Raw genomic sequence first — 22482 nt, 5'->3', positions numbered from 1 at the left:
CTTTCTTTCAGACTGTTACGGAACGGGCGTTCCGGGGTGGTTCTGTCAGCGGCATCGGCGGGGTTGACGCCTGTAGGCGGGGTGGTAGGCCTTTGGCATGAGCCTTCCCGTCCTTTCCAACGCAGCCGCGCGGCGGCATTTTCTGGACCGGCATGCGCTGGCGGAGGGGCCTTTCGGCGGCTGTTCGGGGATGGCGCTGGCTGGGCTGGTGGACCGGATCGGCTTTGTCCAGGTGGACAGCATCAACACGGTGGCCCGCGCGCATGACATGATCCTGTGGTCGCGGCGGGGGTCCTATCGGCCTGCCGCTCTGAAGCGGGCGCTGGAGGGGGAGCGGCGGCTGTGGGAGCATTGGACGCATGACGCGTCGATCCTGCCGGTGGGGCTGTGGCCGATGTGGCGGGCGCGGTTCGCGGCGGATGAGGCCCGGTTGCACGGGAATTGGCGGCGGTGGTTCCGCGACGGCTATGAGGCGCAGTTCGACGGCATCCTAGATCGGATCGCGCGGGAGGGGCCGGTTTCGTCGTTCGATGTGGGCGAGGGCGAGGAACGGGGCAAGGGGGGCTGGTGGGACTGGCATCCGTCGAAGACGGCGCTGGAATGGCTGTGGCGGACAGGGCGGATCGCGGTGACGCGGCGGGACGGGTTCCGCAAGGTCTATGACCTGACGGAGCGGGTGATCCCTGCGGCGGTGCGGTCGGTCGAGCTGTCCGGGGAGGCGGTGGTGGACTGGGCCTGCGGGTCCGCGCTGGAGCGGCTGGGGTTCGGGACGGCGCGGGAGGTGGCGGCCTATTGGAACGCGGTGCCGGGCGAGGTGGCGCGGGATTGGCTGGAGCGGGCGCTGCGCGGCGGGCGGGTGGAGGAGGCGTTGGTCGAGGGCGCGGATGGCGCGCGGCGGCGGGTCTTTACCTTGCCGGGGCTGACGGGCGCGGTGGTGCCGGAGGTGACGGGGCGGCTGCGGGTGCTGTCGCCCTTCGACCCCGCGCTGCGGGATCGGGCGCGGGCGGAGTTCCTGTTCGGCTTCCGCTATCGGATCGAGGTTTTCGTGCCGGAGCCGAAGCGGGTGTTCGGCTATTATGTGTTCCCGCTGCTGGAGGGGGACCGTCTGGTGGGTCGGATCGACGTGAAGCGGGCGGGCGGGGTGCTGGCGGTGCGCGCGGTCTGGCCGGAGCCGGGGGTGGCTTGGGGCAAGGGGCGGCAGGCGAAGCTGGAGGCGGAGTTGGCGCGGCTGGCGGGCTTCGTGGGGAGTGACCGGGTGGAGTGGACGGAGGGGTGGTTAAGGCAGCCGGAACGCCAACCTTGATCAAGAGGTACGAGCATTGGCCTCTTCGTTTCGGTCCCAAATACCCCGGGGGTCCGGGGGCTGGCCCCCGGTCCCGCATGATCGTTCAGCGCAACCGTTGCAGGATATCCGGCGAGGCATAGCCATCCGGCACCAGCCCGAGGCTGCGCTGGAAGGCGCGGACGGCGTTCAGGGTCTTTGGTCCGATCTTGCCATCGACCCCGCCGGTATCGAAGCCTGCCGCCGTGAGGCGGGTCTGCAATTCCCGGCGCTCGTCGCCTGTCAGGGCGCGGTCCTGCCGGGGCCAGGCGGCGCGGATGAGGCCGCCCCCGGCGAGGCGGTCGGAGAGGTGGCCGATGGCGATGACATAGGCATCGGCGGTGTTGTAACGCTCGATGGCACGGAAATTGGGGGTGATCAGGAAGGCCGCCCCCTGCGCCCCTGCGGGCAGGAGGAGTTCGGCGGGGCCGATATCGGGCAGCGGCCCGCCTGTGGCATCGCGCAGACCGAGGGCGGCCCAGTCGGCGGTTGGTTTGGACTTACCATTGCCTGCCAGCATGTAGTCGATCCCGTCCGGCAGCGTCACCTCGACCCCCCATGGCACCCCTGCCTGCCAGCCGGACTTCGCCAGATAGGCGGCGGTGGAGGCCAGAGCGTCGGCAGGATCGTCGGACCAGATGTCGCGCCGCCCGTCGCCGTCGAAATCCACGGCGAAGCTCAGAAAGCTGGAGGGGATGAACTGCGTATGGCCCATGGCCCCGGCCCAGCTTCCGGTGAAATTGTCCAAGCCTGCGTCGCCGCTTTGCAGGATGCGCAGGGCGTCGATGAGTTGCGCCTCGAAGAAGGGGCCACGGCGGCCCTCATAGGCCAGCGTCGCCAGCGCCTCGATCACGGGGATGTCGCCGCGGTTGGCGCCGAAGCTCGATTCCAGCCCCCAGACGGCGACCACCACTTCCTTGGGGACGCCATAGGTGGCCTCAAGCCTGTCGAGCAGGCGGCGGTTGTCGCGGATCGCCGCGCGTCCGTTTTCCACCCGCAGGTCGGATACGGCGCGGTCGAGGTAATCCCAGATGGTGCGGGTGAATTCGGCCTGATTGCGGTCTTTCTCGATGACGTCGGGGTTGTAGCGCAGGCCCGCGAAGGCTGCGTCGAAGGTGGCGGGGGCGATGCCTGCGGCAAGGGCGCGCGGGCGGAAGGTTTCGACCCATTGGTCGAGGCCCGACTGGGTGCCTGTCTGGATCACGATGCCGCCTCCGGGGGCCAGTTGCTGTGGCGTGGCAAGGTGCGGCAAGGCGGCGGGGCCTGCAAGGGCGGGAAGCGGTAGAAGGGAGAGGGAAAGGATCGCTGCACGCATCACGTCACCTGCCTGTTGGGTCTTCTTGTGGTTGGGACAGAAGATAGGGCAGGGCCGCCCCGGCACAAAGATGCCGGGGCGGTGCGCGGGCGGAGAGTTGCCGTCAGCGCCGTTTGCGGATGACCTTGCGTTTCAGTTTCGCGTCGCGGGCTGCGGAGGCACCGGGTTTGCGGGGGCTGAAGCGGCCCTTCTTGCCCGCGCGCGGGCTGCGCGGCAGGGGCGCGCCGTCGAGCGAGATCAGTTCCAGCGTGAGGCCGCCGGTGACGGGGATCGCCTCGGAGAGGCGCACGGTGACCTTCTGCCCGATGCCGAGGGTGAGGCCGGTATCGGCGCCCATGAGGGTTTGGGTCTGGTCGTCGTAGTGGAAGAATTCGCGCCCGACTTCGCGGATGGGTATGAGGCCGTCGGCGCCGGTTTCATCCAGTTTCACGAAGAGGCCGAAGCGCTGCACGCCCGAGATGCGGCCGGTGAATTCGCTTCCGACGCGGTCCGACAGGTAGGCGGCGAGATAGCGGTCGTTGGTGTCGCGTTCCGCCGTCATGGAGCGGCGTTCGGCGTCGGAGATGAGCTTGGCGGTTTCGTCCAGAGCTTCGATGTCCTGCGGCGACAGGCCGTCCTTGCCCCAGTTGTGACCGGCGATCAGCGCGCGGTGGACGATCAGATCGGCATAGCGCCGGATGGGCGAGGTGAAATGCGCGTAGGAGCGCAGCGACAGGCCGAAATGGCCGAAGTTTTCGGGGTGGTAATAGGCCTGCGTCATCGACCGCAGGGTGGTGATGTTCATCAGCTCGTCGAATTCCGTCCCCTGCGCCTGTGCGAGAAGGCGGTTGAGGTGGGCGGTCTTCAGCACCTGCCCTTTGGCGAGGGTGAAGCCGGAGGCCTCGGCCACTTCGCGCAGGGCGTCGAGTTTCTCCGGTGACGGTTCCTCGTGGACGCGGAAGAGGAGGGGGCGTTTGAGGCGGGTCAACTCCTCGGCGGCGGCGACGTTGGCGAGGATCATGAATTCCTCGATCAGGCGGTGCGCGTCGAAGCGTTCGCGGAAGGCGACGGAGAGGACCTTGCCTTCGTCGGACAGCACGATCTTGCGTTCGGGCAGGTCGAGGTCGAGCGGCTGGCGCAGGTGGCGGGCCTTGGTCGCGGCCTGATAGGCGGCGTAGAGGGGCGCGATGATGCGGGGGATGAGGGGCGCGGTGCGGGGGGAGGGGTGGCCGTCATGGGCCTGCTGCACTTCCTCATAGGTGAGGGAGGCGGCGGAGCGCATCATGCCACGGACGAAGCGGTGGGAGATCTTGTTGCCTTCGGCATCCAGTTTCAGGCGGACGGCGAGGCAGGGGCGATCCACGCCTTCATGCAGGGAGCAGAGGTCGCCCGACAGGACGTCGGGCAGCATCGGGACGACGCGGTCGGGGAAATAGGTGGAGTTGCCGCGCTTCCGCGCCTCGCGGTCGAGGGCGGAGCCGGGGCGGACGTAATGGGCGACGTCGGCGATGGCGACCCAGACGATATGGCCGCCGGGGTTGTGGGCGTCGGTGTCGGCTTCCGCAAAGACCGCGTCGTCATGGTCGCGGGCGTCGGAGGGGTCGATGGTGACGAGGGGGAGGTCGCGCAGGTCCTCTCGCCCGTCCATCGGGGCGGGTTTGGCGGCTTCGGCCTCGGCGATGACCTGATCGGGGAAGCGGTCGGGGATGCCGTGCTGGTGGATGGCGATGAGGGAGACGGCCTTCGGTCCCATCGGATCGCCGAGGCGCTGGACGATGCGGGCGCGGGGCAGGCCCATGCGTTTGAGGCCGTGCTGTTCGGCCTCCACCAACTCGCCATCACGGGCGTCGAGCGTGTCGTCGCGGCCGACGAGCCAGTCCTTGTCGGCGCCCTTGTCGATGGGGACGATGCGGCCGCCTTCGGCATTCCTGCGGAAGATGCCCAGAACCTTGGTCGGGTTCGAGCCGAGGCGGCGGATGAGGCGGGCCTCATACTGGTAGTCGTCGAGGTCCACCTTCGCCAGACGCGCCAGCACACGGTCGCCCGCGCCCAGCGCCGGGTCGCCCTTCTTGGGGATGAAGAGGATGCGGGGGGCCTCTTCCGCCGCGCCCTGCCATTCCATGGGTGCCAGGAAGATATCGCCCTGCGCATCCGGCGGCAGCGCGGTCAGGAGCGTCACGGGCGGCAGGGTGTCGGGGTCGCGATAGGTGCGGGCCTTCTTCGTGACCGCGCCCTCATCCTCCAGCTCACGCAGGATGCGCTTCAGGTCGATCCGCGCGGCGCCCTTGATATTGAACGCCTTGGCGATGTCGCGCTTGGCCGAGAGGCCGGGATTGTCGGCGATCCATTGGAGGATCTGGGCTTTGGTGGGGATGTCCTGCATGGGATTGCCCTAGCACGGGTTGCGGGGAAAGGCCATTGTTTCAGGCGTTGGTCCCGTCCCCCGCCGTCGCAGAAGGGCTGTCTGCCCCCCTCGCCACTGCGGGGCTCCCCCCGAGGATATTTCCGGAACGGATGAAGGGGCTTTCACCTGTTTTCAAATATCCTCAGGGGGTGAATTGGCCGGAACGGCCAAGAGGGGGCGCGAGCGCCCCCTGACAGCGGAGGAGGCGCGTATGCGCCGACGACAGGAAAGGCTTGCGCGGCCCGCTTGCGGGGCGCGCTCCGGATGGATCACAGGGCGAGGGTCATGTCGCGGTGGGGGATGCCGGCGTCCATGTATTCGGGGCCGGTGGGGGTGAAGCCCAAGCGTTCGTAGAAGGGGATGGCATGGGTCTGGCTGCCGAGTTTGGCGGTCGTCATGCCTTGCGCGCGCAGTTCCGTCAGGGCCGCGCGGATGAGCGCCGCGCCGAGGCCGGTGCCGCGGTGGGCGGGCAGGACGCAGACGCGGCCGATCTTGCCTGTTTGGCCCATGAGGAGGAGGCGGGCGGAGCCTGCGGGCTGGTCGTCGATGGTGGCCAGAAGGTGGATGGCTTCTTCGTCCTTGTCGTCGATCTCGTCGGCTTCGGGAACGCCCTGTTCCTCGATGAAGACCACGCGGCGGAGGTGGCGGCAGGTGGCGATGTCGCGGGTGGGTTGGATGGTCAGGGTCATGGTCAGGTCTGGGCGAAGTAGTCGCGCAGGATGCGGGTGTAGATGGATTTCAGTTGGTGGATCTGGGCGACTTCGACGCGTTCGTCCACCTGATGCATCGTCTTGCCGACGAGGCCGAATTCCACCACGGGGCAGTGGTTCTTGATGAAGCGGGCGTCGGAGGTGCCGCCTGTGGTGGAGAGTTCCGGGGTGATGCCGGTTTCGGCCTGCACGGCGCGGGAGATGAGGGCGGAGAGGTCGCCGGGCGGGGTGAGGAAGCTTTCGCCGCTGGTCTGGATGCGGGTGGCGATGGTGACGCCGGTTTCGGCCTCCACCTTCGCCGCTTCGGCTCTCAGCCATGTGGCGATGCTTTCGCCTGTATGGGCGTCGTTGAAGCGGATGTTGACGGTGGCGGTGCCCTTGGCAGGGATGACGTTGTTCGCCGGGTTGCCGCAGTCGATGGTGGTGATTTGCAGGGTGGACGGGTCGAAATGACCCGTCCCCTCGTCCAGTTGGTCGGGGAGGCGCGCAAGAAGGGTGGTGAGGGCGCGCATGGGGTTCTTGGCGCGGTGGGGATAGGCGGAGTGGCCCTGCACCCCCGTCGCGGTGAACCAAGCGGTGAGGGAGCCGCGGCGGCCGATCTTCATCATCTGGCCCATGTGGTCGGGGCAGGTGGGTTCGCCGACGAGGCAGTGGGTCATGCGTTCGCCATTTGCCGCCATCCAGTCGAGGAGGGCCACGGTGCCGTCCTGCGCGTCGCCTTCCTCGTCCCCCGTGATGGCGAGGATTACCGCGCCGTCGGGCGGGGTTTCGGTGACGAAGTCGATGGCGGCGGCGGCGAAGGCGGCGACGCCGGATTTCATGTCGGTGGCACCGCGGCCATACATCCAGCCGTCCACGACTGCCGCGCCGAAGGGGTCTTGGGTCCATGCCGCGCGGTCGCCCACCGGGACGACGTCGGTATGGCCGTTGAAGCCGAAGCTGCGGTTCGCCCCCCGCGCGCCCCAGCGGGCGTAGAGGTTGGGGGTGCCGTTGCGGTCCACCCGGGTGCAGGTGAAGCCTGCCTTCGTCAGCAGGTCTTCGAGCAGCGTCAGCGCGCCGCCCTCGGCGGGGGTGACGGTGGGGCAGCGGATCAGCGCGGCGGTGAGGGCGGCGGGATCGGTGGGCATGGCGGTCCTTTCCGGGCGGATGGCCGAGGGATAGCGGCCCGACCGGGCCTTCGCAACCGGCGGGCGGTTATCCCGCGGTTGAAAGATGCGGCGGGGAGCGCCATGATGCGCCCCATGTCCGTGATGCGATTGCCCTGATTTGAGCCGCTGGATCGCCCTGTCCGACCAGCCTGATCCGCCGGGCATGCCCGAGGCGGGGGCCTTGGTGCGCGGTCTGCTGATGGCCGAGATTCAGATGCCGCTGGCGGGGGCGGGGGTGTTGCTGGACCTGCGGGACCGGATCGGGGGCGAGGAGGTCGCGCTGTCGCTGTTCCATGATCTGGGATCGGGAATATCGCTGCTGCATCGGCAGGGGGCGCGGTTGGTGCGGCATGTGTTGCCCGGACCCCTGCCGCAGAAGGTTGGCATGGCGCGGCTGGCCTTTGGCTGGGATGCGGGGCCGGGCGGGTGGTTCCTTGAGATGGAATTGGCCGGGCAGAAGGTGATGGCGCGGGGCAACGGCGCGATGCCCTTGCCGATGGCCACGTTGCAGGCGCTCTGTGCCGGGGGGGCGGGGGTGCTGCGGCATCCGGCGGTGCTGTGGTATGGCGTGCGGCAGGGGGCGGCGATGCCCGAGCCGCTGGGCTGGCTGGGCGTGGCGACGCCGGTGCGCACGACGAGGGGCGTGGTGATGGCGGGGCATCTGCAGCCGGGCGACCGCGTGGTGACGCGGGACAGCGGCGCGGTGCCGCTGATCGGGGTGACGCGGTTGCAGGTGCCGGGGCGGGGGAGCCTGTCGCCCGTCCGGCTGCGCGCGCCCTATTTCGGGCGGCGGGGCGACATGCTGGTGTCGCCGGATCAGCCGGTGCTGGTGGCGGGGCCGGAGGCGGAATACCTGTTCGGGGATGAGGAGGTGCTGGTTGCCGCGCGGCATCTGGCGGATGGGCAGATGGCGGTGGCCGAGAGCCACAGGGCCGTGGCGGTGGGCGTGGTGCTGGACCTTGGTCAGCCCGAGGTGATCGTAGCGGATGGCTGTGCGCTGGCCACGGCGGGACCTTTGGGCACGGCCCCGGCGCGGCGGTTGTTGCTGGACTATGAGGCCAAGCTTCTGTGCAGCGCGATGCAGCGATTGCAGCGGCGGGCGGTGTGACGCGCGTCAGTCGAAGAAGGGCGTCATCTGGGCGACGATGACCGAATTCTCGTCCAGCGCGCGCTGCATGAGGGCGCGTTCCTCGGCGTCGATTTCGTCCCCGGCCTTGAGCCTGTCGTCGAGCGTGCCGTAGCCCGACACGTCGAGCGGGGCGAGATCGGCCTGTTTCAGGATGGCAACGGTTTCGCGGACGGCCTCTTCCTCGTCCACGCCGGAGGCATAGCACATGAGGGCGGCGCCCGTCGCCTTGTCGGGCAGGCCGTCGCCGGGTTTGCGGCCCACCTCCACCACCAGCGTGTAGACCTGCTGGGGGCGTTTCTCGCGTTTCGGCTTTTCGGCGTCTTCGGTCATGGCGGGTTCCGCGTTCCTGTGCGGGGGCGGTGTAGCACCGGAGGGGGCCGGGCGCAAAGCGGAAGGGTTTTGATCGGAAATCATTAGCGAAAATTAAGAAAGTTCCAAAGCCGACCGTTTCCATGACCTGAGGAAGTCTTTGGAGTAATTCCCTTGGCGGACATGGAACTGGATATCCAATCGGCCGATGCGATGCAGATGGCGGAAACCATCTTCGGGTCGGGCGTGAAGATCGTTTCGGCCACCTATACGGGCGACCCTTTGCAGGCGGGCATCTATTCCGGTGCCGACGAGACGATGCCGGGGGTCGCGCCGGCGGATAGCGGGGTGATCCTGTCGACGGGGCGGGTGTCGGATTTCACCCAGTCGGAAGGGGATGCCAATATCTCGGAAGGCACCTCGACCGTGTTCGGGACGGCGGGGGATGACTGGCTGAGCAAGATGGTCGGTCAGGAAACCTGGGATGCGGCGGTCTTCGAGGCGGCCTTCGTGCCGACGGGGAATGTGCTGACGATGCAGATCGTCTGGTCTTCGGAGGAATATCTGGAATACGTGAATTCCGGGTTCAACGATGCCTTTGCCGTCTGGGTGAACGGGACTCCGGCCGAGTTGGTGCTGGGGTCGGGGAACATCACCATCGACGAGATCAACACCAAGGTGAATTCCAACCTGTATATCGACAACCCGGCGGCGTCGAACACCTACAATACCGAGATGGACGGGTTCACCGTGACCCTGACCCTGAAGGTGCCGGTCACGCCGGGGGAGGTGAACACCTTCCGCATGGCGATTGCGGATGCGGGCGACGGGGCCTTCGATTCCGCGGTGATGGTGGCGGCGGATTCGGTGCAGGTGGGGCTGATCGCCGAGGATGACGATCTGGTGATCCGCAAGGGGGATGCGGGCAAGCTGGACGTGCTGGGCAATGACAAGTCGAGCATGGGTCTGGCGATGAAGGTGACCAAGATCAACGGAGTTGACGTGCAGCCCGGCGATACGGTCGTGCTGCCCTCGGGCGAGAAGATCCTGCTGGCGGACAATGGCGTTCTGGTGGTGCAGTCGGTCGACCAGTTGGGCGAGACGGTGCTGACCTATGAGGTCACGGATGAGGCGGGCAATACCGACGTCGCCTTCGTCAAGCTGTCGATGATCGCCTGTTTCACCGAAGGCACCGAGATCGACGTGCCGGGGGGGCGGGTTCCCATAGAATGGCTGCGTCCGGGGGATGAGGTGATGACGCTGGACAACGGGCCGCAGGTGCTGCGCTGGGTCGGGCGGGTGACGCGCGATGCGGTGGGGGCGGATGCGCCGGTGGAGATCGCGGCGGGGACGCTGGGCGAGCATGAGACGCTGCGGCTTTCGGGGAACCATCGCGTGCTGCTGACGGGGGCGCGGGCGGAGTTGCTGTTCGGCGAGGCGGAGGTGCTGGTGAAGGCCAAGCATCTGGTGGACGGGCGCGCGGTGCGGGTGGTGGAGGGAGGCGAGGTCACCTATCTGCACCTGCTGTTCGACCGGCATGAGGTGGTGGTGGCGAACGGGTTGCCCTGCGAGAGCTATTTCCCCGGCGACCACACGATGAGCGCCTTCGATACGGATGTGCAGGAGGAGTTGCTGAGGCTGTTCCCGATGCTGGACGAGGGGATGGCGGCCTTCGGGCCGCTGGCGCGGGCCGAGGTGAAGGGGCGCGAGGCGCGGCTTCTGGGGCGGTAGGAGTGCCGTGGCCGGGGGCGAAGCGCGGGGTGGCGGGGTCAACCCCGCCCTACGGGGATCCTGTACGGGATTTGGCGGATCTTTTGGCTGGGCGCGGAGGTCGGGCCTTGCGGACAACGCGCCCCGGACCTGATCCGGGGCCTCCGGTCGGGGATGCGGCGGGGCGGGGGCGGGCGCGGATCGAGACCGGGACGGAGTTGATGGGGTCGGGGTGGCGGGGTGGACCCCGCCCTACGGGTATGACCTGCGTGGCGCGGGTGGCAGGCGTGGGATTTGGGTATTTGGGCCGAGACGAAGGGGCGGAGGGCGTGCCCCGCCCCCATCGTCGCGATGCGCGCGGATCAGTCGCGCAGGAGTTCGTTGATCGAGGTCTTGGAGCGGGTTTGCGCGTCGACCTTCTTCACGATCACGGCGCAGTAGAGGTTGATGCCGTTCTTCGAGGGCATGGAGCCCGCGACGACGACCGATCCGGCGGGAACCTCGCCATACATCACCTCGCCGGTTTCGCGGTCGACGATCTTGGTCGATTTTCCGATGAAGACGCCCATGCCGAGGACGGAGCCTTCGCGGACGATGCAGCCTTCGACGACTTCGGAGCGGGCGCCGATGAAGCAGTTGTCTTCGATGATGGTGGGGCCCGCCTGCATGGGTTCGAGGACGCCGCCGATGCCGACGCCGCCCGAGAGGTGGACATTCTTGCCGATCTGGGCGCAGGAGCCGACGGTGGCCCAGGTGTCGACCATGGTGCCCTCATCGACGAAGGCGCCGAGGTTGACGAAGGAGGGCATGAGGACCACGCCCTTGGCGATATAGGCCGAGCGGCGGACGACGCAGTTGGGGACGGCGCGGAAGCCTGCGGATTTCCACTGGTCGGGGCCCCAGCCGTTGAACTTGCTGTCGACCTTGTCCCACCAGCCGCCGCCCTGCGGGCCGCCTGCGTGATGTTCCATGTCCTTGATGCGGAAGCCGAGGAGGACGGCCTTCTTGGCCCATTGGTTGACGTGCCAATGGCCGTTGGCCTGACGCTCGGCCACGCGAAGCTTGCCGCTGTCCAGCGCGTCGAGGGTGGTTTCGATGGCGTCGCGGGCTTCGCCCTTGGTCGAGGGGGTGATGGTGTCGCGGGCGTCCCATGCGGTTTCGATGGCGGCTTCGAGCGCGGCGTAGGACATGGGCAATTCCCCCCTTTTGATTGGTCTGGTCCGGTGCGACCCTATAGAGATGGGACAGGCCCTTCGCAACAAGAGGAACGGCATGAACCCTAAGGACGACGGACGCGCGCATCCTTTCCGCGACAGCACGCAGGATGCGGCAGCGGCGGAGCGGTTGCCGGACACGGCGCAGACGCGGGCGCCGGCCTATCGGCTGGCCTTCACGGACACCGATTTCATGATGCGCGAGGAGCTCAGGCCGGTGCGGTTGCAGCTGGAACTGCTGAAGCCGCAGATGGTGCTGGACGAGCGGGGGATACGGTCCACGGTCGTGGTGATGGGGTCGGCGCGGGTGCGGGCGGATGGCACGGGGCCTGCGGGGGCGCAGGCCGGGTGGTATGAGGAGGCGCGGAAGCTGGCGCATCTGATCACGGTGGAGAGCCTGAAGAGCTATGGGCGCGAGCTGGTGGTGGTGACGGGGGGCGGCCCCGGCATCATGGAGGCGGGCAACCGTGGGGCGGCGGAGGCGGGGGGGCAGTCGATCGGGTTGAACATCGTTCTGCCGCATGAGCAGGCGCCGAACGGGTATGTGACGCCGGACCTGTGTTTCAACTTTCACTATTTCGCCATCCGCAAGATGCATTTCCTGATGCGCGCCCGGGCGGTCTGCATCTTTCCGGGCGGGTTCGGGACATTGGACGAGATGTTCGAGGCGCTGACGCTGATCCAGACGGGGCGGATGAAGCGGGTGCCGTTCTTGCTGTTCGGTCGGGCCTTCTGGGAGAAGGTGGTGAACTGGCAGGCGCTGGCCGACGAGGGGTTGATCGCGCAGGCGGACCTGTCGCTGTTCCGGTTCGTGGAGACGGCGGAGGAGGCGCTGGAGGCGATACTGGCCGAGGAGTGAGGCGGGGGTTGATACCGTGTGGTTGGGGTGTATACTCCTGATCCATACGGATGGTGCGGGAGTGGGGCATGGGCCGGATCAAGGTGAACCTGACGCTTGATGCCGAAGTGGCCGAGGAGGCGCGGCTGCTGGGTCTGAACATGTCGCGTCTGGCCGAGACGGCGATTGCCGATGCCGCGAAGGCCGAGCGAAACCGTCTGTGGCGCGAGGAGAACCGTGCGGCACTGGACGCCTATGCCGAGGAGGTGGCGCGCGAGGGGTTGCCGCTGGCTGCGTTCCGCACGTTCTGAGGGCTTGGGCGCATGGCGCAGTTCGATGTGTTCCGTTTGAAGAATGGACTGTTCGTGGTGGACTTGCAGACGGACCTGATCGGGCTGGAGGCGTCGCGGATGGTGGCTCCGCTGCGCGAGGCGGGGCGTTATGCGTCTTTTCCCGGCCTTACGCCGAAGGTGGAGATCGACGGGACGGTCTGGATCGTGCGGGTGCAGGAAATGGCCGCCCTGCCGGGGGCGGAATTACGGGATTTCGTCGTCAGTCTCGCCCCTGAGCGGGATGCGCTGAAGCGGGCGGTGGATATCCTGTTCGACGGGGTGTGACTGCGACGGGGCGGGACTCGTCTTTCTTGCGAATGTTCCTATAATGTTCTTTTGGTGCCCTCCGCGAATCCCCTGCTGCCCATGGCTTTTGTCGAACTCTCGGCCCTGTCGAATTTCACCTTCCTGCACGGGGCGTCGCATCCCGAGGAGGTGATGGCGCGTGCCTGTGACATGGGGATGGCGGGGGTGGCCGTGGCGGATGTGAATTCCGTGGCGGGCATCGTGCGGGCCCATGCCAAGGCGCGGGAATTGGCGCGGGTGGCGGCGGAGGAGGGGCGGGACTGGGCGGGGACGCGGTTGATCCCGGCGGCACGGATCGTGTTGCGCTGCGGGTTTGCGGTGACCTGCCTGCCGGTGGATCGGGCGGGGTGGGGGCGGTTGTGCCGGTTGATCTCGCTGGGGCGGTTGCGGGTGGAGAAGGGGGAGTGCGATCTGGGGGTCGATGATCTGCTGGAATGGGGGGAGGGGATGGTGATGCTGGTCCATCCGCCCGCGCGGGGGCAGATGGAGGCTTGGCGGGGGGTGGTGGCGCGGTTGGTGGCGGCCTTCGGGGGGCGGTGCTTCCTGCTGATGGCGCCGCGCTATGACGGGCAGGATCGGGCGCGGTTCGCGCGGTTGGAGCGGTTGGCGGAGGGGGTGGGGGTGCTGACGGTGGCCAGTGCCTTGCCCCTGATGCATCACGGGTGGCGGCGGCGGATGGCGGATGTGCTGACGGCGATCCGGCTGGGGGTGCGGGTGGACGATCTGGGGCGGCGGGCGCTGCCCCATGCCGAGCAGCGGTTGCGGTCGGAGGCCGAGATGCTGCGGCTGTTTCAGGGGTATGAGGCGGCGGTGCATCGGGCGGGGGAGGTGGCTGACGGCCTGCGCTTTTCTCTGGACGAGTTGCGGTACGAGTACCCGTCGGAGGTGACGGGGGGCGAGACGGCGGCGGAGCGGTTGGCGCGGCTGGCCTGGGCGGGGCTGGACTGGCGATACCCGGATGGCGCGCCGGAGCGGGTGCGGGCGCAGATGGCGCATGAACTCAGCCTCATCGGGAAGCTGCGGTATGAGCCTTATTTCCTGACGGTGCATGATATCGTGGATTTCGCGCGGGGGCGGGGGATCCTGTGTCAGGGGCGGGGGTCGGCGGCGAATTCGGTGGTTTGCTATGCGCTGGGCGTGACGAGTGTTTCGCCGGAGATCGGGACGATGGTGTTCGAGCGCTTTGTCAGTGAGGCGCGGAACGAGCCGCCGGATATCGACGTGGATTTCGAGCATGAGCGGCGCGAGGAGGTGATCCAGCACATCTATGCGCGTTACGGGCGGCACCGCGCGGGGCTGTGTGCCACGGTGATCCATTATCGCGGCAAGCGCGCGGTGCGCGAGGTGGGGCGGGCGATGGGCCTGAGCGAGGACACGCTGGGGGCGATGTCGAGCCAGATCTGGGGCTGGGGTGGGCCGGGGCAGATAACGGAGGTGCGGCTGAGGGAGATCGGGCTGGACCCGGGCGACAGGCGGCTGGCGCTGACCATGCAACTGATCGACGAGATACAGGGGTTTCCAAGGCATCTGAGCCAGCATGTCGGCGGGTTCATCATCACCGAGGGGCGGCTGGATGAGTTGGTGCCCATTGAGAATGCGACGATGGAGGATCGGACGGTCATCTGCTGGGACAAGGATGACATTGATACTTTGGGGATATTGAAGGTGGATGTGCTGGCTTTGGGGATGCTGACCTGTATCCGCAAGGCCTTTGACCTGATGGAGCGGCATCATCAGGTAAGGCATTCCTTGGCGAGCCTGCCGGCGGAGGACCCTGCGACCTATGACATGCTGTGCCGGGCGGATAGCCTTGGCGTGTTTCAGGTGGAGAGCCGCGCGCAGATGAATTTCCTGCCGCGGATGCGGCCGCGGACCTTCTACGATCTGGTCATTCAGGTGGCGATCATCCGACCCGGCCCGATACAGGGGGACATGGTGCATCCCTTCCTGCGGCGGCGGAACGGGCAGGAGGTGGTGACCTTCCCGTCGGACGAGTTGGGGCGGGTGCTGGGCAAGACGCTGGGCGTGCCGCTGTTTCAGGAACAGGCGATGCAGATCGCCATCATCGGGGCGGGGTTTTCGCCGACGGAGGCCGACCGTTTGCGGCGGTCGCTGGCGACGTTCAAGAAGCATGGGAATGTGAGCGAGTTCCGGGACCGCTTCATGGCGGGGATGGCCGCGAATGGCTATGCTGAGGAGTTCGCCGCGCGCTGTTTCGCGCAGATCGAGGGGTTCGGGAGTTACGGGTTCCCGGAGAGCCATGCGGCGTCTTTCGCGCTGCTGGTCTATGCCAGCGCGTGGTTGAAGCGGCATCATCCTGGGATATTCGCCTGCGCGCTTCTGAACAGCCAGCCGATGGGGTTCTATGCCCCCGCGCAGATCGTGCGGGATGCGCGGGAGCATGGGGTGGTGGTGCGCCCGCCCTGCATCAATGCGAGCCATTGGGACAATGTGATGGAGCCGGATGGGCGGGGGGGCCTCGCGCTGCGGCTGGGGTTCCGGCAGGTGAAGGGGATGGTGGAGGAAGAGGCGCAGTGGATCGTCGCGGCGCGGGGCAATGGCTATGCGGCGGTGGAGGATGTGTGGCGGCGGGCGGGGCTGGGGGCGCGGATGCTGGCGCGGTTGGCGGAGGCGGATTGTTTTGCGTCGCTGGGGGTGACGCGGCGGGAGGCTTTGTGGGCGGCGAAGGCGCTGGTGGAGGGCAGCCCCTTGCCGCTGTTCGCGGGGGACATGGATGGCGAGGGGATCGTGGAGCCTGCGGTGGCGCTGCGCGAGATGACGCTGGGGGAGCAGGTGGTGGAGGATTACGTGTCGCTGAGGCTGACGCTGAAGGCGCATCCGATGGCGCTGCTCAGGCGGTGGCTGACGCCCGAAGCCGCATGACGTGGCGGCTTGATCGGGGGAAGGGGGCGGGGCAGGCTGGCGGTGTCTTGGACAGGAGGGGCGCATGACACCGGAGCGGCTGGCGATCGAGATGGGGCTGGATATCCCGGACTTCGACGCGATGGGGTATTACGGGGCGGATTACGGGACGATGAAGCCCTATCACCGGGTGGGGAGCCTGCTGTTCCTGTCGGGTCACGTGGCGCAGATCGGGACGGAGATTACGCATAAGGGGCGGCTGGGGGCGGATGTCACCACGGAACAGGGCTATCAGGCGGCGCGGCGGACGGGGCTGAACGTGCTGGGGGGAATCCGGCAGGCGGTCGGGTCGCTGGACCGCGTGAAGAGCATCGTGCGGACGCTGAACTTCGTCGTCTGCACGCCGGAATACGAGGATGTCCACAAGGTGTCGTCCGGCCTGTCGGACCTGTTCGTGGAAGTGTTCGGGCGTGAGCGGGGACTGGGCGGGCGCGCGACCATCGGGGTGATGGCGCTGGCCGGGGGCGTGTGCTTCGAGACCTGGGCGACGGTGGAGGTGGAGGACTAGTCGTAGGCGAGCTGGTCCATCTTGGTGGCGAGTTTGACGTCCATGTCGGTGAGGCCGTGGGTGTCATGCGTGGTGAGCGTCACGGTGACGGTCTTGTAGACGTTGGACCAGTCGGGGTGGTGGTTCCACTTCTCGGCCCAGAGGGCGGCGCGGGTCATGAAGCCGAAGGCTTCGATGAAGTTGGCGAAGGTGAAGACCTTGGCGATGGCGCGGCCACCTTCGATGACCATCCAGCCTGCGGCGGTGAGCGGGACGAGGTCGGTTTCGGTGACGGGGCGGTAGTCGGGCATCGCGGCGGTCCTTTCGGGGGCAAGATTTTTCTGCGAAAAATCTTGAGGGCGAAATTTCTGCGAAATTTCGGGTGCTAGGGTCTGGCGGTGCCGAATGTTCGCAAGAACATTCGGATCAGGATTTTTCGCAGAAAAATCCTGTTTGGCGGGGCGGTCAAGCGGGGGATCCGTCTTCGGCGGCGACGCGCCGGAAGGGGCCGTAGGCGGTGAGGACTTCGATCTCTTCATCCACGGCGCGGCGTTCAGCGCGCAGATACTGTGCAACGGCGTCACGCAGGCCCGGATCGGTGATGTAGTGAAGGGAATGGACCGGGGTGGGCAGATAACCGCGCGCAAGTTTGTGTTCGCCCTGCGCGCCGGCCTCGACCCGCGCGAGACCATGGGCGATGGCCCAGTCGATGGCCTGATAGTAGCAGAGTTCGAAATGCAGGCAGGGGTGATCTTCGACGCAGCCCCAGTAGCGGCCGTAGAGCGTGTCGCGCCCGATGAAGTTGAGCGCGCCTGCGACGGGGGTGCCGTCTTCGCGTTCGGCAAGGACGAGGAGCATGTCTTGGCGCATGGTTTCATGCGCGATGCCGAAGAAGCGGCGGGTGAGGTAGGGGGTGCCCCATTTGCGCGCGCCGGTGTCTTGGTAGAATTGCCAGAAGGCATCCCAGTGATGCGGCTGGATGTCGTCTCCGGTCAGCGCGCGGATCGTGAGGCCTGAAGCGCGGGCGGTGTCGCGTTCCTTGCGGATCATCTTGCGTTTGCGCGACGAGAGGTCGTTCAGGAAATCGTCGAAACTGGTGTAGCCCCGGTTCTCCCAGTGGAATTGCTGGGTGACGCGGTGGAGGAGGCCGTGGCGGGGGGCGAAGGTTTCGGCCTCTTCCCCGGTGCAGAAGGTGATGTGGAGCGAGGAGAGGCGGTTGGAGCGGGCGAGATGGATCGCGGCCTCCACCAGTTCATCGCGGGCATGGGGGGCGTCGGGGGCGGCGAGGAAGCGGCGGCCGGTGGCGGGGGTGAAAGGGACGGCGATCTGGAGTTTCGGGTAGTAGCGCCCGCCCGCGCGTTCATAGGCCTGCGCCCAGCCGTGATCGAAGATGTATTCGCCCTGCGAATGGGACTTCACGTAGAGCGGTGTGGCGGCGAGGAGGCGGGTGTCGTCGCGCAGGAGGAGGGGACGGGGGGACCAGCCGGTGCCGGTGCCGGTGGAGCCGGAGGCATCGAGGGCGGCGAGGAAGCGGTGGGTGGTGAAGGGATCGACGGGGCGGGAGCCATCTTTGGCTTCGGGGCAGGCGAGGGCGTCCCAGTCGTCGGGGTCGATCTGGTCGAGGCTGTCGAGGAGGTCGGTTCTGGTCATGCCCGCCTGTCGGTCTTTCTGGCAAGGCCGAGGGGCCATCCGGCCCCCCGGACCCCCCTGTTTCGGTCCTGGATCCTGTCGGTCAGCGCGAAGGTGGGGTGGCTGCGGCGGGCGTCAAGCGGGAAGGGCGGCGGCGTAGCGTTCGAAGGTGATGTTCTGGGCGATACGGCGGGCCGCGGCCTCGGCCTCAGGGGATTTGATCGTCCAGCAGAGGATGGCGGCGCCCTGCGCGGCGAGGTCGGCCACGCGGGGGCGGGCGAGATCGGTATGTTCGTGGGAGATGAAGGAGGACTGCGTCCGATCGTAGTCCGGGATGGGGCGGAGGCGGTCGCAGATTTCCGGCGCGAGGGGGGCCCAGTCGGCGGGATCATAGGCCGAGGTGGTGAGGCCGCGCGGGAGGTCGGGGGCGAGGGTCGCCATGCGGGCGATGCAATGGGGGTTGAAGGACATGACGGCCACGGGGCCGTCATAGGTGGCGAGGGCGGCGGCGGTGGCCTGTTCGAGGCGGCCGTCGGTTTCGGCCATGCGGAGGGTCTGATCCTTGAGTTCGATCAGGAGCGGCGCGCGGCCTGCGACGAGGGAAAGGATTTCGGCCAGCGTGGGGATGGTTTCATCGCCGCCGGTGAGCGGGATTTCCGCCAGTTCCCCGGCAGTGAGGTCGCAGAGCCAGCCTTCGCGGGACGTCAGGCGTTCCAGCGTTTCATCATGGAAGACCATGGGCACGCCGTCGCGGGAGAGTTGCAGGTCGATTTCTATCGCATAGCCTGCGGCGATGGCCGCGCGGATGGCTGTGCGGCTGTTTTCAGGGCGGCCCTGCGCGATGTCATGCAGCGCCCGGTGGGCGATGGGCTGGCGCAGGAAGGCGGGGGGCAGGGGCACGCGCATGGCTGGTCAGCGGATTTCGAAGATGCCTTCGATTTCCACCGCGACACCGAGCGGCAGCGAGGCCGCCGAGACGGCAGAGCGGGCGTGGCGACCGGCATCACCCAGCGCCGCGACGAGGAAATCGGAGGCGCCGTTGATGACCTTGGGCTGATCGGTGAAATCCGGGGTGGAATTGACGAAGCCCACCAGTTTCACCGCGCGGACGAGGCGGGAGAGATCGCCGCCACAGGCTTTCTTGACCTGCGCGAGCAGGGAGATGGCGCAGGATTTCGCGGCCTCGGCGCCCTGTTCGACGGTCATGTCATCGCCGAGGCGGCCCTTGGTCAGGCCCGCAGAGGTCTGGCTGATCTGGCCCGAGACATGGACGAGGTTTCCGACCACGACGAAGGGAACGTAATTCGCCGCGGGGGCGGGGGCGTCGGGCAAGGTGACGCCGAGTTCGGCGAGGCGGGCTTCGATCTGCGACATGGGGTCCTCCGGGCAGTGCGGGCGGGCGTTGCGGTTCGGGCGGAGGCTAGCCTTGGGGGGCGGGAGGGGCAAGGCCGGGAAACGACGGTTTGCGCGATGAAAGCGGGTGCGTGGCGGATCAGGTTTCGCGGAAGGCGTGGAGGAAGTAGTCGGTGAATGGTTTGAGGAGGTAGGAGATCGGGCTGCGGCTGCCGGTGGGAAGGAAGGCCTCCACCGGCATGCCGGGGAGGAGTTGCTGATCGCCAAGGGGGGCGGTGGCCTCGGGCGAAAGGGTGACTTCGGCAAGGAAGAAGGGCGCGCCCGTGTTCGGATCGGACAGCGCGTCGGCGGAGACGCGGGAGAGGGTTCCCATGATGTCCGGCAGGTTGCGGGTGGAGAGTGCCGAGAAGATCAGGCGGACGGGTTGGCCGACATGCACCTCATCGATATGAAGGGGCGGGATGCGGATGGAGATGACGAGCGGGCGATCCTGCGGGACGAGATAGAGGATGGGATCTGCGGGGCGGATCACGGCGCGGGGGGTGGTGACGGCGAGGCCGAGGACGGTGCCCGAGACGGGCGCGCGGATGGTCAGGCGGTCGATGCGTTCGGAAAGCGCGCCGAGGTGTTCGGCGAGTTCGCGTTCGAGGGGGCCGATCTCGCGCAGTTCGGCTGTGGCCTCTTCGCGGCGGAGGGCGGCGAGGCGGAGGGATTCGAGGTCGATCTCGGTCATCCGGCCTTCGGCCTGTGCGCGCTGGGCGGCAAGTTCGCCGAGGCGGCCCTGCAGGCTGGCCGCTTCGCGGGTGAGGGCGAGGACGCGGGCGGATTGGGCAAGGCCGCGGTCGAGCAGCGTCTGCTGATCCTTCCGTTCATCCTCGATCAGGCGGTTTTGGGTGGCGAGGGCGGCGGATTGGGCGTCGATGCCCGCGATCTGGGCATCCACCTGCGCGCGGCGGCGGGCGAGTTGTTCGGACTGGCGGGCGAGCGTGTCGCGGCGGGCCTCGAACAGGCGGCGCTGGCCGGTGATCTGTTCGGCGACCTGCGGGTCGGTTTCGGCAAGTTTGAGGAGGTCGGGCGGGAAGACGGGTTCGGGGCTGTCGTCGCGTTCGGCCTGCAGCCGGGCGCGGCGGGCGCGGGTTTCGGAAAGCTGGGTGGCGATGATGGCGCGTTCGGCCAGAAGGAGCGTGCCGTCGAGCGTGAGGAGTTCGTCGCCTGCGGTGACCGTCTGGCCCTCGCGCACCGCGATGCGGGCTATGACGCCGCCATCGGGATGCTGGACGACCTGACGGTTGCTTTCCACCTGCACCTGACCGGGGGCGATGACCGCGCCGTCGAGTTGCGTTGCCATGCCCCAGCCGCCGAGGATTGCCACGAGGAGGGCGAGCGTGAAGAAGCCGCGGCGCATGGCGCTTTTGGCGGAAAGGTCGGGTTCCTTGGTCATCTGACACCCCCCGGTGCGCGTTTGCCGACGATGTCGCCCGCATTCTGGACCATGTCGCGCAGCACCTGATCGCGCGGGCCGAAGGCGCGGCGCTGCCCCTCTTCAAGAACGAGGAGGAGGTCGCATTCCTGGATGGCGGCGGGGCGGTGGGCCATGACGAGGGCGGCCCCGCCCGCCGCCTTGTGGGCGCGGATGGCGGCGTTGACGGCGAGGGAGCCTTCGTTGTCGAGGTTGGAATTGGGTTCATCGAGGATGAGGAGGGCCGGGTTGCCGTAGAGCGCCCGGGCAAGGGCGATGCGCTGCATCTGGCCGCCGGAGAGGCGCCCGCCTGCGGCGTCGATCCGGGTGTCATAGCCCTGCGGCAGGCGCAGGATCATGTCATGCGCGGCGGCGGTGCGGGCGGCGGCGATCAGCGCGGCCTCGTCTGGTTGGCCGAGGCGGGCGATGTTTTCGGCGATGGTGCCTTCGAAGAGGGCGACCCGCTGCGGCAGGTGGCCGATGAGGCGGCCATAGACATCGGGATCGAACTGGTCGGGGGTGGCACCGTCAAGCCGGATATGGCCGGCATTGGGATGCCACAGGCCGGTGAGGGCGCGGGCGAGGCTGGATTTGCCCGCGCCCGAGGGGCCGATGACGCCGAGCGCCTGACCGGGGCCGAGGGTGAAGGACAGGCCGCGCAGGACGGGGATGGCCTCGCCGGGGGGCAGGAGGGTGAGGCCCGTCACCTCCAGCCGTGCGGCGGGGCGGGGCAGGGGGGTGCGGGGGCGCGGGGCGGGGACGGCGGAGAGCAGGTCTGTGAGGCGGGCGCGCGCCTCGGTCCGGCGGGTGACGAGGGGCCATTGCGAGACGATCTGTTCGATGGGTTGCAGGGCGCGGCCCATGAGGATGGAGCCTGCGATCATCGCGCCCGCGGTGAGGTCGCCCTGCAGAACCAGCCATGCGGCAAGGCCGAGCATGGCCGATTGCAGATAGAGGCGGAAGCCGCGCGAGGCGGTGGACCAGAGGCCACCGGTATCGGCGGATCGCAGGCCTTCGGCGAGGGCTTCGGTGCGGTCGGACTGCCAGCGCGCGAAGGCGGCGCCGGTCATGCCAAGGCTGCGGATCGTTTCGGATTCGCTGCGCAGGCGGTCGGCGCTGCGGTCGGCGAGGAGGCCCGCCTGAGTGGCGCGCTGCAGGCTGTGGCGGGTCTGGGTCTGGTTGAGGAGGGCGATGAGGAAGATGATGGCGGCCCCGGCGATGGCCAGCCAGCCGAGCAGGGGGTGGAAGATGAAGAGGGCCGCGAAATAGACCGGGGTCCATGGCAGGTCGATCATCGCGGTGACGACCTGCGAGGACCAGAAGGTGCGGATCGCCTCGACATCGCGGGGGGCGGCGAGGGCGGCGGGATCGTTCGGCGCAAGGGTCTGCCGGGTGAGGGCCGCATGGAAGGCGCGGTCATCGAGCGCGGTCTGGATGCGCGCCCCGATGCGGGCGAGGATGCGCCCACGGTAATGGTCCAGCACGGACATGATGAGGAAGAGCGCGGTGAGAAGGAGCGTCAGCGCGACGAGGGTGGCTTCGGATTGGCTGCCCAGAACGCGGTCATAGACCTGCAGCATGTAGAGCGGGCTGGTAAGCATCAGGAGGTTGACGGCCAGCGAGAAGACGACCGCGACGATCAGGAGCGACCTTTGCCCCGCCTCAATCCGGCGCAATTCTCGCGCGCCGTCCGACATGCCCTTTTGGCGCATGATCCGCGAAACCTCTTACCCGAACACCGTTCACACCCGCAGCGCAGCGCCGCCGTAGGACCCTAACAACGCCATCCGGCAGGTTCCAGCGGAACTTGGCGGCATGTGGCATCCGATTTGCCCCATCTTGCGTAAATCGGATGTGAACAGGCGGCAGCTTTCCGCAAGACGTGACCAAAGCGACACGCCGGGGCGGTTGTCAGGC

General features: G+C 67.9%; 20 protein-coding genes. 8 read left to right on the top strand and 12 right to left on the bottom strand.

The genetic code is table 11. The annotated features are described in order from the left end of the window. Nucleotides 1-97 precede the first annotated feature (97 nt). A complete protein-coding gene (locus TabM4_RS17005; protein WP_434615051.1) occupies nt 98-1303 on the top strand; it encodes a winged helix-turn-helix domain-containing protein in 1206 nt (401 codons plus the stop codon). A gap of 85 nt (nt 1304-1388) precedes the next feature. Here TabM4_RS17005 and TabM4_RS17000 read toward each other — a convergent pair whose 3' ends face one another. The 4 genes from TabM4_RS17000 to dapE form a co-directional block, all read right to left on the bottom strand. Next, a complete protein-coding gene (locus tag TabM4_RS17000; protein WP_434615048.1) occupies nt 1389-2636 on the bottom strand; it encodes a lytic murein transglycosylase in 1248 nt (415 codons plus the stop codon). A gap of 103 nt (nt 2637-2739) precedes the next feature. Continuing rightward, the gene (rnr, locus tag TabM4_RS16995) at nt 2740-4998 is read right to left on the bottom strand and encodes a ribonuclease R (protein WP_434615045.1); all 2259 of its coding nucleotides are present in this window, start codon (nt 4996-4998) and stop codon (nt 2740-2742) included. A 290-nt stretch (nt 4999-5288) separates the two neighbouring features. Further along, nucleotides 5289-5708 carry a GNAT family N-acetyltransferase gene (locus TabM4_RS16990; RefSeq protein ID WP_434615042.1) on the bottom strand — a complete coding sequence of 140 codons (420 nt, stop codon included), beginning with the start codon at nt 5706-5708 and terminating at the stop codon, nt 5289-5291. A gap of 2 nt (nt 5709-5710) precedes the next feature. Then, nucleotides 5711-6856, bottom strand: coding sequence for a succinyl-diaminopimelate desuccinylase (gene dapE / locus TabM4_RS16985; protein WP_434615039.1), 1146 nt, complete (start codon nt 6854-6856; stop codon nt 5711-5713). 139 nt (nt 6857-6995) lie between these two features. Here dapE and TabM4_RS16980 point away from each other — a divergent pair, with 139 nt between their 5' ends. After that, nucleotides 6996-7985 carry a Hint domain-containing protein gene (locus TabM4_RS16980; RefSeq protein ID WP_434615036.1) on the top strand — a complete coding sequence of 330 codons (990 nt, stop codon included), beginning with the start codon at nt 6996-6998 and terminating at the stop codon, nt 7983-7985. A 6-nt stretch (nt 7986-7991) separates the two neighbouring features. Here TabM4_RS16980 and TabM4_RS16975 read toward each other — a convergent pair whose 3' ends face one another. Next, nucleotides 7992-8336, bottom strand: a complete 345-nt coding sequence (locus TabM4_RS16975) for a hypothetical protein (RefSeq protein WP_434615034.1) — start codon at nt 8334-8336, stop codon at nt 7992-7994. Between the two features lie 162 nt (nt 8337-8498). Here TabM4_RS16975 and TabM4_RS16970 point away from each other — a divergent pair, with 162 nt between their 5' ends. Then, nucleotides 8499-10046, top strand: coding sequence for a choice-of-anchor L domain-containing protein (locus TabM4_RS16970; protein ID WP_434615031.1), 1548 nt, complete (start codon nt 8499-8501; stop codon nt 10044-10046). Between the two features lie 341 nt (nt 10047-10387). Here the strand turns inward: TabM4_RS16970 and dapD are convergent, their stop codons facing one another. Continuing rightward, nucleotides 10388-11215 (bottom strand): 2,3,4,5-tetrahydropyridine-2,6-dicarboxylate N-succinyltransferase, encoded by an 828-nt coding sequence (gene dapD, locus TabM4_RS16965; protein WP_434615028.1) that lies wholly within the window; start codon nt 11213-11215, stop codon nt 10388-10390. 82 nt (nt 11216-11297) lie between these two features. Here dapD and TabM4_RS16960 point away from each other — a divergent pair, with 82 nt between their 5' ends. From TabM4_RS16960 to TabM4_RS16940, 5 genes are all read left to right on the top strand, one after another. After that, nucleotides 11298-12098 carry a TIGR00730 family Rossman fold protein gene (locus TabM4_RS16960; protein WP_434615025.1) on the top strand — a complete coding sequence of 267 codons (801 nt, stop codon included), beginning with the start codon at nt 11298-11300 and terminating at the stop codon, nt 12096-12098. A 68-nt stretch (nt 12099-12166) separates the two neighbouring features. Then, nucleotides 12167-12388 (top strand): type II toxin-antitoxin system CcdA family antitoxin, encoded by a 222-nt coding sequence (locus tag TabM4_RS16955; protein ID WP_434615023.1) that lies wholly within the window; start codon nt 12167-12169, stop codon nt 12386-12388. Between the two features lie 12 nt (nt 12389-12400). Next, nucleotides 12401-12694: a CcdB family protein gene (locus TabM4_RS16950; RefSeq protein WP_434615020.1), complete on the top strand. Its 294-nt coding sequence runs from the start codon at nt 12401-12403 to the stop codon at nt 12692-12694. Between the two features lie 81 nt (nt 12695-12775). Further along, nucleotides 12776-15598, top strand: coding sequence for an error-prone DNA polymerase (locus tag TabM4_RS16945; RefSeq protein ID WP_434615017.1), 2823 nt, complete (start codon nt 12776-12778; stop codon nt 15596-15598). A gap of 64 nt (nt 15599-15662) precedes the next feature. Beyond that, complete coding sequence (locus TabM4_RS16940) at nt 15663-16145, top strand: RidA family protein (protein ID WP_434615014.1); 483 nt, start codon at nt 15663-15665, stop codon at nt 16143-16145. Here the strand turns inward: TabM4_RS16940 and TabM4_RS16935 are convergent. The 6 genes from TabM4_RS16935 to TabM4_RS16910 form a co-directional block, all read right to left on the bottom strand. Beyond that, nucleotides 16142-16435 (bottom strand): 4a-hydroxytetrahydrobiopterin dehydratase, encoded by a 294-nt coding sequence (locus tag TabM4_RS16935; protein ID WP_434615011.1) that lies wholly within the window; start codon nt 16433-16435, stop codon nt 16142-16144. The two genes, TabM4_RS16940 and TabM4_RS16935, sit on opposite strands and share 4 nt — an antisense overlap. Before the next feature lie 154 nt (nt 16436-16589). Continuing rightward, nucleotides 16590-17774: a GNAT family N-acetyltransferase gene (locus tag TabM4_RS16930; RefSeq protein WP_434615008.1), complete on the bottom strand. Its 1185-nt coding sequence runs from the start codon at nt 17772-17774 to the stop codon at nt 16590-16592. Nucleotides 17775-17888: 114 nt separating this feature from the next. After that, nucleotides 17889-18659, bottom strand: a complete 771-nt coding sequence (locus tag TabM4_RS16925) for a glycerophosphodiester phosphodiesterase family protein (protein ID WP_434615005.1) — start codon at nt 18657-18659, stop codon at nt 17889-17891. 6 nt (nt 18660-18665) lie between these two features. Then, the gene (locus tag TabM4_RS16920; protein WP_434615002.1) at nt 18666-19127 is read right to left on the bottom strand and encodes a RidA family protein; all 462 of its coding nucleotides are present in this window, start codon (nt 19125-19127) and stop codon (nt 18666-18668) included. A 118-nt stretch (nt 19128-19245) separates the two neighbouring features. Next, on the bottom strand, nt 19246-20547 hold the full coding sequence (locus TabM4_RS16915; RefSeq protein WP_434614999.1) for an HlyD family type I secretion periplasmic adaptor subunit: 1302 nt from the start codon (nt 20545-20547) through the stop codon (nt 19246-19248). Further along, entirely contained in the window at nt 20544-22262 is a 1719-nt protein-coding gene (locus TabM4_RS16910; RefSeq protein ID WP_434614996.1) for a type I secretion system permease/ATPase, read from the bottom strand. Before TabM4_RS16910 ends, TabM4_RS16915 begins: the two co-directional genes overlap by 4 nt. Nucleotides 22263-22482: the final 220 nt, after the last annotated feature.

It is taken from the genome of Tabrizicola sp. M-4 (assembly GCF_051132405.1).
Classification (GTDB): Bacteria; Pseudomonadota; Alphaproteobacteria; order Rhodobacterales; family Rhodobacteraceae; genus Paragemmobacter.
Note: the sequence above shows the minus strand (reverse complement) of the source record. Positions and strands in the feature narration are given on the sequence as shown.